The organism is Pseudomonas sp. NPDC087346 (genome assembly GCF_044744235.1).
Lineage (GTDB): Bacteria > Pseudomonadota > Gammaproteobacteria > Pseudomonadales > Pseudomonadaceae > Aquipseudomonas.
Genome location: NZ_JBIUXX010000090.1, coordinates 1 through 15,110, shown reverse-complemented (window position 1 = coordinate 15,110; position 15,110 = coordinate 1). Strand labels below are relative to the sequence as shown.

Here is a 15,110-nt window from a genome sequence, read left to right as displayed (position 1 = left end):
TCGGCCTACATGCAGAACAAAGCACTGTACACCCAGCTAAAAAACGATTCGCGTGAGGCGTCCGGGATTCTCGACAAGAACCTTGCCGAGCGGCGTGAGTCGTCGTCGCAGAAGTGGGCCGAGATGGCTCAGTCGATGGACGACGCCATGCGCAGCATCGGTGATGCGCTACGTCCCGTCACGGATACCGTCGCCGAGGCGCTGACCAAGGTCACCAAAAGCATCACCTCGCTGTCTGACAGCGCGCCCGGGGTCGTCGGTGGTATCGCCACGGTCGGAGCGGGACTGATCGCCTTAAAAGGCATTTTCAGCACGATCAAGATCAGCAGGGGACTGATAAACCTTGCCCGAGGATCACGGGGTGGCATGGATGTCGTTTCGCAGGTGAAGGAAGCGGCAACAGGCAGTGGCCTTGGTACTGGAATTGACGCAGGTAATGACGGCGTGAAAAAGGTTTTCGTCGTCAATGCCGCCGCTATGGGGGGCGGGGGCGGTGTGGATGCGTCGGGCGAGTCGCGCCGACGTGGACGCGGGTCAAGGCGTAGTGCTCGGCGTCGGTCACTGCCTAATCAAAGGGGGCCTCGTTCGTCTGCGCCTCGTCCACTCGTTCCGGTTTCTCGTCCGCCTGTCCCCATCCAGCGTCCGCCTGTTTCGATCCCACGGCCACCAGTCCCGTCCGTTCCAAGTGGTGCGCTGTCCAAGCTCGGCACCGTCGCAGGAGCGGTCGGCAAGGTCGGAAAGGTAGCCAAGGTCATTCCTGGCGGCACGCTGCTGGAGTCCGGCGCGATGGCTTTTGAAACCTTTCAAAACGCCAAGACCAAGGATGAAAAGGCCGAGGGTTATGGCGCCGCTGCCGGCAATCTGGCGGGAACCATGGCCGGCGCCGCCGCTGGGGCCGCCATTGGTTCGGTGGTGCCGATCATTGGTACGGCCATCGGCGGCTTGATCGGTGCCTACCTCGGCAGTCAGGGCGGCGCGGCGTTGGGGGGCTCCCTCGGTAAATCGCTGTTTGGTGGCGAAGACGAAAAGCCCGAGCAAGTGGCTAAGGCACCGGTACCGACCACGCCACTCATGCTTGTATCAGCGGCTCAGCACGGTCCGGTGCTGGGAGACGTCGCACGCTCGATGGCGGTAACGGCGCCGCTTAAATCGGCGGCACTGGCCATCCAACCCAAGGAAGCGGAAAAGCCGGTACCGGCCAAGGTGGATCAGCAGTTTCAATATTCACTGAGCATGCCGGTCACGGTGCAGGGCGATGTGAAAGATCCGCAGCGCCTGGCACAGGATCTGATGCCGCACATGCAGCGGATGATGGAAGGCGCAGCGAAACAGAATGCCGCCAAGCTGTACGACGAACCCCATGTGTAAGGAGGCCTCATGGCTTATATGGAAAGCATGCAATCGAGCCTGAAGTATCTGGTGGAAGCGGCTGAAACCGGGCGACGCAGTGCGGACGGCACGCTGATGCCGGTCAACGGTGCGATTCGCGAACTGACCGGCGCCGCGTCCGAGTTGGAAAACATCCCGTTTGTCGGCCCGGCCATCGGCGCCAAGCTTCAGCGGGTCATGCGCGGCGTCGATGCGGCTCAGGCCAAGGTCGGCCAGGTGGTGGCGGTGTATGGTCGCGCCACTCGGGCGGCGGCCGAAGTGCAGGAGCGGCTGGGTACATTGAAGGAACAGGCGGGCAAGGCGGCCACGGCGATCAACAACATTGCCGGCAAGGTCAGTCCGTCGCTGGCCAACATCGTGCCCACCAGTTCCTTTGCCGTGGATGCCACGCCGGCACCGGAGGCGGTGAAGCCGTTCCCGCACCTGATGATCATCCAGCCGCGCGACCCGAAGATTGAGCCGTATTACTTCAACCTGGACACGGCGGCGTTTGATGAGCTGAGCCGGTCGACCGAATTCCGCTGGGCTTCGCAGGAGCGGCTGACGCGTCGGCCGGCGAAGCAGGCCATCGGCATGGGCGATGAAAAGTTGACCCTCAAGGGCACGATCTACCCGGGCTTCAAGGGTGGGTTGAAGCAGCTCGACACCCTGCGTTCCATCGGGGCCAGGCTGCAGCCGCTGACGTTGACCACGGGCTATGGCGAGGTGATCGGGACGTGGTGTCTGAAAAACATCAACGAGGAACAGTCCGCGCTGCTGCACGGCGGGATTGCTCGCAAACAGGGTTTCACTTTGGAGTTTGAGCGCTATGGCGACGACATGCAGGACGTCTGATGGCGACATGCTCGATGTCATTTGCAACAACGTTTACGGCCATTTGAATGGCAGCGTCGAAGCCGTGCTCGATGCGAATCAGGGGCTGGCCGATGAGCCTCAGCCGTTCCGGTTGGGCGTGATCATCGTCCTGCCAGATCTGCCCAGCCCGATAGAGGAGGGCGTCTCGCTCTGGAACTGATCAGCTATAGTCAACGTGTAGCCCTTGAAGCACTTGCAGCTACATCCCCTTCAGAACCCGCCTCGGCGGGTTTTTTTTCGGAAAAAATTCATGACCCCGATGTTTCGAATCGTCGCCGATGGGGCCGTCGTCACGGCCAAGATCAATGATCGGCTGTTGTTGCTGCGCACCTCTGACAAGCCGGGCATGGAGTCCGATGAGTTTGAACTACGTATCGACGACCGTGATGGTCAGGTGAAATTGCCACGACGTGGCAGCGCCATCGAGATCTACCTAGGCTATGCCGAAACGTCCTTGGCGCGCATGGGCAGCTATACCGTGGATACGGTCGAAGTGTCCGGTCCGCCGGATACCATCGTGATCAAGGGCAAGGCCAGCGACATGCGTGGCAGTGGCAAGACCATCCGTAGCGGAAGCTGGGAAGAAGTGCCGCTGTCGAAGATCGTGGCCGACATCGCCGCGCGCAATAGCTGGCAACCAGTGTGCCCGGTGTCGACCAAGGTCGCCCGCGTCGATCAGCTCAACGAATCCGATTTTAATTTCATCACTCGTCTGGCCAAGCAATACGACTGCACGGCCAAGGTGGCCGACGGCAAGCTATTGGTGATGCCGCGCCAAGGTGGCCAGACTGCCAGCGGCAAGTCGTTCGGCGCCATCACCCTGACGCGCAGCGACATCAGCCGCTGGCAATTCAGCCTCGGAGATCGCAACTCGCACAAGGCCGTGGCCACCAAACATCAGGACAAAAAGAACGGCAAGCTCGCGGTGGTTACCATCGACAATGATGACGCTCCGGACGGGCTGCCGGCAGTGCATACCGACCGTCATATCTACCCAGATAAGGGCGCTGCTGAAGCGGCCGCCAAGGCCCGTCTGTCAGCGTTCAACCGCTCGACCGCCGATGTGCGGCTTGAGATGCCCGGTCGCACGGACATCTTCGCCGAGCGCCCCATCATCGCTCAGGGGTTCAAGGTCGGGCTTGATGGTGAATACCTGGCTGATTCGGTCGAGCAGGTGTTCACCCAGTCTGGCTGGTCCACCACGGTCGAATGCAATGCCGGCAAAGCCGGTAAATCCAAGGGCAAGAAAAAGAAAGGGCCGAAACCACCACTCAAGGTGGTGAACATCGAGAAGCAGTAGCCGCATCCCATCGCCGCCTGAGTGCGGTTTTTTTATGTCTGGAGTTTGGTATGTCCATCAGTCAGCAGCAGTTGCTGCAAATCCTCCCCAACGCCCGCCCTGTCGCGGGCGTTTTTGTGTCCGTGCTTGAGGCGGCTATGGTGCGTTTTCGAATCACCTCGCCAGTGCGGCAGGCGGCGTTTATCGCCCAGTGCGGGCACGAGTCGCAGCAGCTGATCAAGCTGTCGGAAAGCCTCTACTACCGGGACGCCGAGCGCGTCGCGCGCTTGTTCAAGTCGGGTTTCGATGACAACCGTAACGGCCGAGCAGATCCGGTCGAGATCGAGGCCGCAAAAGCTTATCTGCAAAACTCGGAAAAGCTGGCCAATCGCGTCTATGCCGATCGCATGGGTAACGGCCCCGAGGCCTCGGGCGATGGCTACCGCTATCGCGGGCGGGGCCTGATCCAGATCACCGGCCGCGACAACTACCGCCTGTGCGGCAAGGCACTCGGCCTGCCGTTGCTCGAGCGGCCCGAGCTGCTGGAGCAGCCGGAATATGCCGCGCTGTCGGCGGCCTGGTACTGGTGGGATCGGGGCCTTAACGATCTGGCCGACGCGGGGTTGTTCGACGGCATCACCCGGAAAATCAACGTGGCCAGCGCCGGTCTGGCCGATCGACGCGAGCTGTGGGCCAAGGCCAAGGCGGTGTTATGTCAGTCCTCGATCTGATTCCGGCACCGGTGCGGCCGTGGGTGATCGCCCTGGTACTGCTGTCGATCGCCGGGGCCGGCGCTGCCGGCAGTTGGGTGATTCAGGGCTGGCGTTACGGTAACGCGCTGGCCGAGCAGGCCCGCCAGTCCGCCGACGTGGCCAAGGCGGCCGCCGAGGCATCGGTGGGCGCGCTGGTGATTGAGCAGGATAAGCGCCTGGCGCTGGAGCAGCGCCTGAAAGATAACGACCAAACCCATTACAAGGATCTATCCGATGCGCAAAAAGCTCAGCAACGCCTGTCTGATCACCTTGCCACTGCTGATGTCCGGCTGTCAGTCCTACTTGCCGCCATCCCCGGCTCCGGTGGTGCTGACGGGGTGCCAACCGCCACCAGCGCCGGCGGCGTGGTTCATGGAGGCACAAGAACCGAACTTGACCCAGCGCATGCTCAAAGAATTGTCGGCATCACCGGAGACGGCGATCGAGGATTGATTGCGCTGCGGGCCTGTCAGGCGTATGCAAGGGAGGTTGGTCGATAGGCGCAGCCCGAGCTAATCTGTCAGCATTAGCACTAAATCATCACATCACGAGTGGCTGAGTGTGTTCATGATATTTCCATGGCAGCCTTTCTGCCCGCCAATACTCTATCAGTTAGGCTGCCACCAGCGATGGGATCACGTTTCTCTGGCTCGCAATATCGCGCGCTAGGCTCCACGTAGTAGCAACGACCATGCTTGATGGGAGCTGGTTTGATTCGTCCTTCGCGGGCCCATTTGCGCAGGGTGTTGGGGCTGGGAGGTGTTCTAAAGTGTTCCTCAGCCCATTCCGCAAGAGTCAATTTACTCATGATGGCGTTTCCCCGTAGGGCGAGATAATGGATTTACTTGTGTCTGAGCTCAGGAGCTTTTTTTCCCCTGACCGGCCGCCGAGGCAGTTGATAACAACCTGACGCAATACTTTTGGGTGGCCATCTCCGCCTATCACAAAGACGCATTTTTCGGCCTGTAGCCCGCTAAGAAGTGTCAGCACCGAAATAGAAAATAGCGGACGGAGTGAATCCTACACTTTGAAGCTCTGTAAGTGATGGGTGTGGCAGTACTCCTTGATTGCCTGCACTACGCCTTCTGGTGAGTCATCCGCTCCGTCTTCTGGGTAGAACAACAAATCGCTACCTGCTGGGTGAGGTACGAGCTTGTTGAAGTGTTCTACCAATTCGCCCCGAACCTCTTCCGTATCCGCGTCGTCGATAGCTTCAATCAAAGCTTTGAATTCCTGTTCGGTGTACTCGGCAAGATTACTCTTCAGTTCCATCACTCAATCCCTCTATGTATGTCGATATGGCGCCGTGGCGTAACAGCTCGCAAGTTTTCAGAATCGTACACGGCGCCACCCTCCTTAATTAGCTCTACGTGATGCAGTTCGAATGCAATTCGTTTTCCTGCATGCTCTATTTTGGGAGCCGCAGGAGCCAATCCCTTTGCCATGCCAGACAGATTACGAGAGCTGAATTGCTTGCTCAGTTCTGGATCGTTCGCTACGGCGATCCAAAACGCTTTCCTGAAAGCATCAAAGCTGCTGAATTCCTTCCCCCGAAGCTGATTGGCAATCTGCGAGGGCACAGGGGCTCCGAGTCCCGTACTGGCTCCGGCAAGCCAAATGCCCGTCACGTCTTCACCTTGCCCTGTTGCAACGCCTGGTGAATTCCTGACACTCATCACAATGTACAGTGGCTGCACACCAGAGTCGGCAGGGAATACCAGGATGAAATCCTTGTATTCGGGCGGATAGATCGGATTGACGATGATGTTATCGGCCTGCTCGGTTGGCGGATAAATCCAGATCTGAGGGGCTTGTGGTGCGCCCTCTAATGCGGGAGTGCCTGAGCTGGTGGACGGGTCAACTGCTGGTGTCCATATCAGAGTTATCCCCTCACCGAAGTCCGCCACCTGCTGAGAACCTTGCTCAACGAAGTGCACCACTGGAATCATCTCCCAGTCAGTGCGCTTTTGTGTGTTGTAGCCATATCCCTTCAGGCTGCCATCAGCCTGCTGTTCGACATGTATTCGAACTCGAGTACGGCCTTCTCTTAGGGATTGAAGCTGTTCTTCGGTGTACAGAGAACTATCACCCAGGCTCGAAGGCCACAACAATGCAACGACACCCGCCAAAGCACCAGCCGCTACACCGGCAGTGACGATGCTGGTACCGCCAGCAGCACCTGCACCGGTTGCGGCGCTTCCTGTCGCAACAGCAGCACCAGCACTGCACAGTCCACCGCAAGACACGCCCGCAGCCGAAGTAGCAGCTCCGCCCAGCAGAAGTGTTCCTAGTGTTGCGGGTAGCGCACCGCTAACTTTCTTGAGGGGAATGTTTCCTTGTGCATCAGTTTTACGGCCGCCGAGAATCGCGAACTCGCCGAAATTTGCAATTTTCTCAACAGGAATAAAACCGGATGGCTTTTTGTAATCGATTACACCGTCAGGGAGATCACAGCTTTTCGCGAATACACAGCCCACTAGGTTGGGCTTGGAGTGTTCCTTTGGAGGGATGTCTTTGTACTCAGCCCAACGCTGGGCATGGATATCAACAGGCTCTACGCCTTGGTTGCGATAGCCCTTCGGCGGGTTTGGAACATAACCACTCATGCAACATCCTTGTTCGTCCTTGAGGTTTTTCGTCCCGAAGCAAATCGGAGCGCGATGTTACCGCTATGGATGGCGAGTTTGAATGCAGGCACTTTGGTATTGCGCCAGCAACGTGCCGACTGAGGCTAGATCAAACCCGACTTGACCCTTACGCATGCTCAACGAATTATCGCCATCACCGACAATGGTGATCGTGACTGATTGCGCTGCAAGCGTGCCAAACTTTCGTCAAAAGCCTCGGCTCGTTGACTGAGTTTGCGAGGTGAGCTGGACGTGTGGGTGGCGCGAACTTTCAGTCCGGCGCCATCAACAAAGCCAAGGTCATCTTGATGAACTCTTCATTCTTGTCGATTGCCCAGAGTGCGCCGCGCACGTTTTCGGCAACCTCGGCAGAGCCACGCTGTTCGACCCAGTTCGACAGCTCCATGATGGCCGCTTCGAGGGCGAGTTGGTTTTCGTTGATCTTGAAAAGCAGGGAAGGGAGCAGGTCAGAATTAAGCATCATTTTTCTCCTCGGTCGAAGAAATCAGATTAGTTAAGGTGCGGAGTATTAAACTATGATTTTCTAGGCCTGTTATCGATCCAACTTCGAACCTCTGACTTGATCCATGCCACCGCTCGATCACCCAGGCTAACTTGTTTTGGGAATTTTCCCTCATTTATCATCTTATAAATTGCGCTAGTGCTCAAACTTGTAATTCGCTTGACCTCAGCTATTCGTAAGAACTGAGTCATCTGCTCGAAAGGCTCAGTTTGTTGAGTCGGTTCAGTCAATTCATTGTGATTGAGTCGTTCAATTGGTGTTTCACTGCGCGAATATTTTGGCGCGCGCCCCATAAGGCGTTCGTGCTCCATTTTGGCTGTGCGTCGCTGAGCGTCTAGGTAATCGGCTAAGTCCTTGATATGAATACCCCGTGCAGCTTTCGGGCTGTTTTCAATCTGAACTACAACAATGTCGATCTGGCCGGCCGCGACCTTACTTTTCAGTTTTTCAGGCGTTAAATGGGAAAAGTAATCGGCGCAGACGCGATCTATAGGAACAATGACCTGGCCGTCATACTGAACCATTAGAAAAAGAAGGGTGTTCATCAAAATCCAGTCCTCACGGCTCCGGCGTGTTCATACAATCATCCTTTGTTGCATTCGCTGCAACTCATGCATGAAGAATTACCGCCATCACCGACACCGGTGACCCTGGACTGATCGCGCTTCAGGCGTGCCAGGCCTGCGAGTCATCACGCATTGATCTTGATCAATATTCAGACCAAAAAAAGCCGCTAACAAGCGGCTTTCTTTTCGAAACTTGGTTGTCAATCGCAGTAGGCGGACAGAATCTCTTGAGGGCTAGGCTTGGTATCGAGTCGCTTGAGCAGCATCTCATAATCTCGGTTTTCTTTGAGCGGCGCCGGATAGATTTGCTGATTCTCGCTTTGCAGAGAGGCACGAGCGCTTGACAGCAATTCGTCATGCCTGCGGGTGGAGCTAAAAAAGCTCATTGCATTCTCCATTATCAGCTCCTTTTGAAAAAACGCGGATTAAGTTCTGGTTTGAAATAGTGTTTGCGGTCGATCCACACAAAACCATCATGCTTGCTGATGATCGCTACGTCGATAGGGCCGGAAACTGATTCGCTCGGTTTGGTTACACGCTCCTTGAGTGATTCTAGCTCAATGAGGCTTTTCGCCAACCCAGCCATATCTGGTAAGGGAAGCGAATGTATAATGTTCGACAAAGGAAAGAAATGCTGGTTTCGGATTTTGTGGAACCATTTGTCCGTGTGCCCATCCCTCGCTTCCTTAACTAGCTCGGCTAAACGTTCTGACTGCACAGCGTCTGGTGTGCCGCACTCCTCCATCACCTTTCGTCCGAAATCTGCAAGCGCCAGACTCGTGGAGTCGAATACAGCTCCAAAAACATCAGGTGCTACCCCCATCCTGAAGGTATCGATCATGCTTGTGGTCGCGAATGGCTGGATCACAGCCGGAGATTCGGCATCCATATTTCTGGGGTCTTGGCGGGAAAATATCAAACGATCCCCCAGAAATCCGTAGCATTCAAAAACCTCAAGTGAGGGGTAATAATCGTCTTTGCCGTAGCCGGCGATGACCACGCCCGTGCGATCTGAAAAATTGATAAAGTCTTTGACTGCGTATTTGATTAGCGTGTTGACGAACTTTGGCACTAAGCTCGCGCGGTCTGGCTGGTTCTGAAAAATTATTAACGATTCTGGTGCGGCTTCGATAAATGAAGTAGAGCTTTTCGCAATAGCGTTGGCAATATCCACGTCTGTAATGAGCGCGTGTAGAGGCATCTCGTCCACGGTCGCCTCTATAATGTCGAGCGCCTGATCGACCTGCGCCGTGGAAAGCGCAGATAGTCCAGCAAGACTGTCCAATTCATGCTGATCAGATACCATTTTCTGCATGCGATAGGCTGCTGAGCCGATCAGATTGAACAGCGCCTGGTTACGAGCCTGCTCAGAAAAAAGCTTTTCGTGGTGCTCAATGAAGTCAAAAAATCGCTTCGGATAAGCTTCGAGACGATCGTGCTGTTCCTCCCCTAAGTCCTCCCGGAATGATTTGATTGCGAGTTCCCACGGAACTCCTTGCAGTGACGCTGATCCGTAGATCATCAGGCCAACCGGAGCTGATCGGGACAATTCGAAAAGCTTATTCGCACCTTTGAAATACCGGCGTTCCTGCAGTCCATCTTTCCACGAAGTGACCGTCGTCGCGCTATCCGCAGCGAGCACGACGGCAGTTCTACTCATAATCGCGATTTCAGCTGTCATCCCACTCCCCTCTAAGGCTGGCCGGGCGTCCGCCATTGAACAGCATGAGGGTAGTCGCAAGACATTAGCCATGCCACTGGAGCCGATGGGTTAATTTGAGGCTGTCATAAAGCTGGCATAACCGAGCCAAAACCACCCATTCAGGCACAAAAAAGGCACTTGCGGTAAACGCTAAGTGCCTGATTTGTAACGCTTATTTGGTGGAGCCGGGGGGATTTGAACCCCCGTCCGCCAGTACTCCGCTGTCGGTACTACATGCGTAGCCGTGTCTATTAAGTTAACCCTCAGCGACCCGACGGGCAGGGTGCTTTGGGCGAGTTGTGTAAGTTTTAGCCGATTCGTCCACAACGTACTGCACGGCGATTCTGTTCTATATGACAATCATTTTGGGTTTACAGACATCCCCTGATGATTGCTGGACCCGAAGGTACCAGGAGCATTGTCAGCTGCAATTAAGCAGCGAGAGCAACACCGTATTGGTCGTCATTGGCAACTATAAGTAGTTGCAACAGTGGATTTACGAGTTCTGTTACCAACTCGGCATGCACCTAAAGTTTCGCAACCGGCGTCGAATCCTAAACGGCCCCGAACTCATTGCTCAGTACATCTGTTTGAGCAACAAGCCTGCGCAGTGTACGCCAATCGGCCGGCAAGGCCAACCGGAAGGTTGGCCGCGGCATCGATCAGTTGTTGGTGCCGGTGGATTTGCGCAGTTCCAGGATGGTTTGCGAGGTTTCCGCAACGCAGTCGTCGATCTTGCCCTGAGCCTTGAGTGCTTGAGCCTTTGCCACGCTGGTTTCAGCACGCTGACTCATGTCTGGCGACGCTGACAGCTGCCCCTTCATATTATTAATGGTCTGGATATTGGCATCACACAGATCGGCTGGTTTGCCAGCGGCGAACGAGCTGGAAGCCATCATCGATGCAGTAACGAACAGACCTAACAGTACAGAACGTTTCATGTGTATCTCCTTGAACCGAGTGGGTCCAGACTTCGCTGGCCGTCAGGACGGGCAACCAAATGGAAGAACAACCCCGATCAGTCGGGGTTGTTCTGTGGACTACAGTCGAACTCAAGGGTTCTATTTTTCTTCAGCAGGCCTCGCCCGGGTCACCCGGTCCACCAGATAGACCAGCCCGTGGTAGTCGATTCCGCCATGTTGCGTCAGACCGATCTCACAGGTGCGGCTGGTGGAAATCCCTTCGCTGCATTGCTGCACGGCATCCTTCAAAGTCCTTAGCGAATGGGCGTTCAGCTCCGGCGTGGTGAAGCCTTTGTCACCGGCAAACCCGCAGCAATGAATGCCTTCCGGGATCACCACGTTGTTGCTGCACTTGCGCGCCAGATCAATCAACGCCTGACTTTCGCCAAGGTGCTGGGTGCTGCACGTCACATGCACGGCAATCGGTGCTTCCTGCGGTGTGAAGACCAGTCGATCAAGCAGATGCGTACGGATGAAGCGCACCGGGTCGTACAGGTCCAGACGCACATCTCCCACATCCTGTACCAATCGCAGCGTGCAGGGACTGGTGTCGCAATAGATCGGATCGAGCCCGCCACGGCTGGCGTGGAGCAGGGCGCTGATCAGTTCCTGGCGCTTGTGTTCGGCCTGTTCGGCGTAGCCTTTGGAGGCGAATGGCTGACCGCAGCAGAGGTTGTCCTGATTGTCGGGAAAGACCACTTGGTAACCAGCCTTTTCCAGCAGGCCACGGGTTTTGTCGTACAACGACATCTGCTCTTTATCGCCTGCTGCCGGGCCCATTACTCGCGAAACACATGCCGCCAGATACACCACGCGCGGTCGCTCGTCCGTCACGCTCGGGTTGAAACGAATGGCTTTTTCCGGCTGAGGCATCGCATTGGACCACTGCGGAACCTGGCCTTTGGACAGGCGTGTCAGGGTCGCCGAAAGCTTCGCCAGACGTGGTGCGCCCAGCAGCATTCGCGCGCCGTTGGCGACATGCAGAGTGAATCGCGCACCTTGCAGCGTGGTGGCGAAATTTCCTTCGATCCAGTTGGCGGTTTTCGTATGGGTGGCGTGTCGGCCGCGAAGCTTTTTCACCAGTTCGCCGGTGTTGATGCCTACAGGGCAACGTTGCGCACACAGACCGGTGGCGGCGCAGGTTTCGATGCCTTGGTATTCGTAGGCTTGTTCCAGTTCGGTGGTGTCGATGCCGGCGCGTTTTTTCGCCTGAATGTCACGCCAGATCACGATGCGCTGGCGCGGGCTCAGGGTCAGGCCTTTCGACGGGCAGACCGGTTCGCAGAAACCGCACTCGATGCACTTATCCACAATCTCGTCGGCGGCTGGCAACGGCTTCAGGTGTTTGAGGTGGATCTGTGGATCTTCGCTGAGCACCACGTCCGGGTTGAGAATGCCATTGGGGTCGAGCAGGCGTTTGAGTTGCCACATCAATTGGTAAGCATCGCTGCCCCATTCCAGCTCAACGAACGGCGCCATGTTGCGCCCGGTGCCGTGCTCGGCCTTCAGTGATCCACCGAACTCCACTGCCACCAGTTGCGCCACGTCGTCCATGAACGCTTGGTAGCGTGCGACTTCTTCCGGGCTGTTGAAGCCTTGGGTGAAGACGAAGTGCAGATTGCCTTCCAGTGCGTGTCCGAAAAGGATCGCTTCGTCGTAGGAATGTTTGTCGAACAGTTCGATCAGGCGATTCACGCCGATTGCCAGTTGCTCGACCGGGAAGGTCACGTCTTCGATGATCACCGTGGTGCCGGTTTTACGCACGGCGCCGACGGCAGGGAAGGTGTCTTTGCGGATTGCCCAGAGGCGCGCGTTTTCCAGCGGGTCTTCGGTGAAATCGACGCGTTTCTCCACCGGAAAACTGTTGATCGAGACCATGATCTGTAACAGCTGTTCGTGGAGCAGCGAGGACGAGGCTGCGCGGGATTCGATCAGCAAGGCACAGGCATTATTCGACAGGTGCTGTACGAAATCCGGCATGCCGGGTTTGTCCTGCACTGATCGCAGACTGCGCCGATCCAGCAGTTCTACCGCCGATACCGGCTGGCTTTTCAGTACCGTCACCGCGTTACAGCAGGTTTCCACGTCCGGGAACACGATCAGCGCCGAGGCCTTGTTCGGGTGGTCGATTACTGTGTCGTAAGTCACCGCGCTGATGAAGCCCAGCGTGCCTTCGGAGCCGACCAGCAGATGGCTCAAGATATCCACAGGCTCGTCGAAATCGACCAGGGCGTTGAGTGACAGGCCGGTGGTATTTTTCAGACGGTATTTGTGGCGAATTCTTGCGGCCAGTTCGGCATCGGCGCGGGTTTCGCGACCCAATGTCGCCAGACGATCCAGCAGCTCGGCATGACTGACGCGAAACGCTGCGACGCTGGCGGGGTCTTCGGTATCGAGACGAGCGCCGTCAGCCAGCACCAGCCGAATTCCGGCCAGGGTGTGATAGGTATTTTGCGCAGTGCCGCAGCACATACCGCTAGCGTTGTTGGCGACGATGCCGCCGATCTTACAGGCATTGATCGAGGCTGGGTCCGGGCCGATCTTGCGCCCGAACGGCGCCAGCCAGGCGTTGGCCTGCGCGCCGATCACGCCCGGTTGCAGGCGGATTTGCATGCCTTGGCCGCGAATCTCGCGAGCGTTCCAGTTATCCCCAAGCACGATCAAAACGGAATCGCTGATCGCTTGGCCGGACAAACTGGTGCCGGCAGCACGGAAGGTCACCGGGACGTGATCGCGTTGCGCGAGTTTCAGCAGCGCCACCACTTCGTCTTCGGATTCGACGCGGATTACCAGTTGCGGAATCAGTCGATAAAAACTGGCGTCGGTGCCGAAGGCCAATGTCGATAGCGGGTCGTCGAAACGCCGGTCGGCGGGGATCAGTTGTTGCGCATCACGCAGAAAATTAGCCGGAAGCGTCATTGGTCCTCCAGGATCAGCACCACCAGATCTTTCGGGCCGTGGGCGCCGTAAGCCAGCACTTGTTCGATGTCAGCGGTTTTCGATGGGCCGGACACCAGCAGCGCGTTGGTCGGCATGCCTTGGGCCCAGTTGAACTCCTGTTGCACCTGATAGAAGTTGTCGCGGATTTCACTGGCCTTGAGCAGGGCGAAATGCACCGGCGGCACGAGGCTCATCAGGCGCGGTTCTTCGCGGGTCGGCCAGAGAATCAAACTGCCCGTCGCGGCAATTGCGCCGAGGGTGCCGGTGAGGCTGGCCGGGGTGTCGTTGAACAACTCGGCTTTCCAGTCTTCCATCGGGCGGTCGTAGGATTTCAATGTCGGCAGCTCGGGATTGTTCGCCCAGTGCTGTGTGATTTGCTCGCCGTGAGGTGTAGTCGGTGCGATCAGCAGGCTCGGCAACTGACGGTCGCGCAGTAATTGCGCGAGCAGTGCAGGCCAGCTATCAGCCGAGGTCAGGTGGATTTCGGTGTGCACCGCTTCCATCAGCTTGCGCAGTTGCGGAATGCGTTGTTCGGCGCTGTAGGTGTAGGGCTGGGTCACCAGTTCGACGTCGAAGTTGTCGGCAATCGGTGTGGTGCCGGTCAGACTTTTCCGTAGCTTGCCGAGGATATTTTGCTTGGCGCTCATCAGCGATCTCCCTGTTTGGCCAGATGCTCGCGGGCCATGTCGTGCAGTGAGCGGGCGGCGGGTTTCGGTGCGCTGTGATTTTGTGTCCAGGGGCCGACATTTTTCGGCGCGAGGGCACGCAGGCGCGTGGCGAAGAAGCCGAACAGGCGATAAAGCGTCGGCGAACTGTTGAGCTTCGCCCAGGCATTCCAGATGAAGCGTTCCTTGCGCGAATACTTGCTGCCCTGGCCGCGCATCACTTGATTGGGGCTGTCCGGGGCTTTGACGTTTTCTTCGCGCAGGCGCCGCAGGATTGCCGGGATAGGAATTTTTACCGGACAGACTTCGCCGCAGGCACCGCACAGCGATGACGCGCTCGGATGATCCGGGACTTTCGCAAGACCGACCATATGCGGGGTGATGATTTTGCCGATGGGGCCCGGGTAAACCTCGCCATAGGTATGGCCGCCGACACGGGTGTAGACCGGGCAATGATTCATGCAGGCGCCGCAGCGGATGCAGTTCAGCGTCTGGCGCAGTTCGCTGTCGGCGAAGGCCTGGCTGCGACCGTTGTCGAGCAACACCAGGTGCACTTCCTGCGGGCCGTCGAGTTCATGTTCCTTGCGCGGGCCGGAGATCATGTTGACGTAGGTGGTGATCGGAATGCCCAGCGCCGAGCGAGTCAGCAGCGACAAAAGTGGCACCACGTCGCGAAGGTTTTCCACGACCTTTTCGATACCCGTTACCGCGATGTGCACGGGCGGCACCGTGGTGGTCATGCGGCCGTTGCCTTCGTTTTCCACCAGCAGCAGGGTGCCGGTTTCGGCCACGGCGAAGTTGACACCGGAGACGCCGATGTCCGCTTCGAAGAATTTCTGCCGCATGACTC

17 protein-coding genes and 1 other RNA gene are annotated in these 15,110 nt (G+C 57.2%); 6 read left to right on the top strand and 12 right to left on the bottom strand.

Annotation, left to right across the window (positions count from 1 at the left end):
- The 6 genes from ACIOZM_RS29435 to ACIOZM_RS29410 form a co-directional block, all read left to right on the top strand.
- On the top strand, positions 1–1,368 hold a 1,368-nt coding region (locus tag ACIOZM_RS29435), incomplete at its 5' end, for a phage tail tape measure protein (protein WP_401220632.1).
- Positions 1,369–1,377: 9 nt separating this feature from the next.
- Positions 1,378–2,223 (top strand): phage tail protein, encoded by an 846-nt coding sequence (locus tag ACIOZM_RS29430; RefSeq protein WP_401220629.1) that lies wholly within the window; start codon positions 1,378–1,380, stop codon positions 2,221–2,223.
- Complete coding sequence (locus ACIOZM_RS29425) at positions 2,198–2,404, top strand: tail protein X (RefSeq protein ID WP_401220627.1); 207 nt, start codon at positions 2,198–2,200, stop codon at positions 2,402–2,404. Before ACIOZM_RS29430 ends, ACIOZM_RS29425 begins: the two co-directional genes overlap by 26 nt.
- A 90-nt stretch (positions 2,405–2,494) precedes the next feature.
- Positions 2,495–3,544, top strand: coding sequence for a phage late control D family protein (locus ACIOZM_RS29420; RefSeq protein ID WP_401220624.1), 1,050 nt, complete (start codon positions 2,495–2,497; stop codon positions 3,542–3,544).
- 50 nt (positions 3,545–3,594) lie between these two features.
- Positions 3,595–4,254: a glycoside hydrolase family 19 protein gene (locus tag ACIOZM_RS29415; protein WP_401220622.1), complete on the top strand. Its 660-nt coding sequence runs from the start codon at positions 3,595–3,597 to the stop codon at positions 4,252–4,254.
- Complete coding sequence (locus ACIOZM_RS29410) at positions 4,236–4,775, top strand: lysis protein (RefSeq protein WP_401220619.1); 540 nt, start codon at positions 4,236–4,238, stop codon at positions 4,773–4,775. The genes ACIOZM_RS29415 and ACIOZM_RS29410 overlap by 19 nt, the downstream gene beginning before the upstream one ends.
- A 65-nt stretch (positions 4,776–4,840) precedes the next feature.
- Here the strand turns inward: ACIOZM_RS29410 and ACIOZM_RS29405 are convergent, their stop codons facing one another.
- The 12 genes from ACIOZM_RS29405 to ACIOZM_RS29350 form a co-directional block, all read right to left on the bottom strand.
- Positions 4,841–5,083, bottom strand: a complete 243-nt coding sequence (locus ACIOZM_RS29405) for an excisionase (RefSeq protein ID WP_401220617.1) — start codon at positions 5,081–5,083, stop codon at positions 4,841–4,843.
- A gap of 212 nt (positions 5,084–5,295) precedes the next feature.
- On the bottom strand, positions 5,296–5,547 hold the full coding sequence (locus ACIOZM_RS29400; RefSeq protein ID WP_401220615.1) for a bacteriocin immunity protein: 252 nt from the start codon (positions 5,545–5,547) through the stop codon (positions 5,296–5,298).
- Entirely contained in the window at positions 5,547–6,881 is a 1,335-nt protein-coding gene (locus ACIOZM_RS29395) for an S-type pyocin domain-containing protein (RefSeq protein WP_401220612.1), read from the bottom strand. The genes ACIOZM_RS29400 and ACIOZM_RS29395 overlap by 1 nt, the downstream gene beginning before the upstream one ends.
- 292 nt (positions 6,882–7,173) lie before the next feature.
- A complete protein-coding gene (locus tag ACIOZM_RS29390; protein ID WP_150730176.1) occupies positions 7,174–7,383 on the bottom strand; it encodes a hypothetical protein in 210 nt (69 codons plus the stop codon).
- Positions 7,384–7,436: 53 nt separating this feature from the next.
- Entirely contained in the window at positions 7,437–7,970 is a 534-nt protein-coding gene (locus ACIOZM_RS29385) for a pyocin activator PrtN family protein (protein WP_401220609.1), read from the bottom strand.
- 221 nt (positions 7,971–8,191) lie between these two features.
- Positions 8,192–8,389: a hypothetical protein gene (locus tag ACIOZM_RS29380; RefSeq protein ID WP_401220607.1), complete on the bottom strand. Its 198-nt coding sequence runs from the start codon at positions 8,387–8,389 to the stop codon at positions 8,192–8,194.
- Between the two features lie 2 nt (positions 8,390–8,391).
- Positions 8,392–9,672: a hypothetical protein gene (locus ACIOZM_RS29375; protein ID WP_401220604.1), complete on the bottom strand. Its 1,281-nt coding sequence runs from the start codon at positions 9,670–9,672 to the stop codon at positions 8,392–8,394.
- A 198-nt stretch (positions 9,673–9,870) separates the two neighbouring features.
- Positions 9,871–10,259: a transfer-messenger RNA gene (gene ssrA, locus ACIOZM_RS29370) on the bottom strand.
- A gap of 96 nt (positions 10,260–10,355) precedes the next feature.
- Positions 10,356–10,634 (bottom strand): hypothetical protein, encoded by a 279-nt coding sequence (locus ACIOZM_RS29365; RefSeq protein ID WP_401220601.1) that lies wholly within the window; start codon positions 10,632–10,634, stop codon positions 10,356–10,358.
- Positions 10,635–10,754: 120 nt separating this feature from the next.
- A complete protein-coding gene (locus tag ACIOZM_RS29360) occupies positions 10,755–13,574 on the bottom strand; it encodes an FAD-binding and (Fe-S)-binding domain-containing protein (protein WP_401220598.1) in 2,820 nt (939 codons plus the stop codon).
- Positions 13,571–14,242 carry a lactate utilization protein C gene (locus tag ACIOZM_RS29355; protein ID WP_401220595.1) on the bottom strand — a complete coding sequence of 224 codons (672 nt, stop codon included), beginning with the start codon at positions 14,240–14,242 and terminating at the stop codon, positions 13,571–13,573. The genes ACIOZM_RS29360 and ACIOZM_RS29355 overlap by 4 nt, the downstream gene beginning before the upstream one ends.
- Positions 14,242–15,110, bottom strand: an 869-nt coding sequence (locus ACIOZM_RS29350) for an LUD domain-containing protein (protein ID WP_401220593.1), incomplete at its 5' end; no start/stop codon positions are given. The genes ACIOZM_RS29350 and ACIOZM_RS29355, both read right to left, overlap by 1 nt.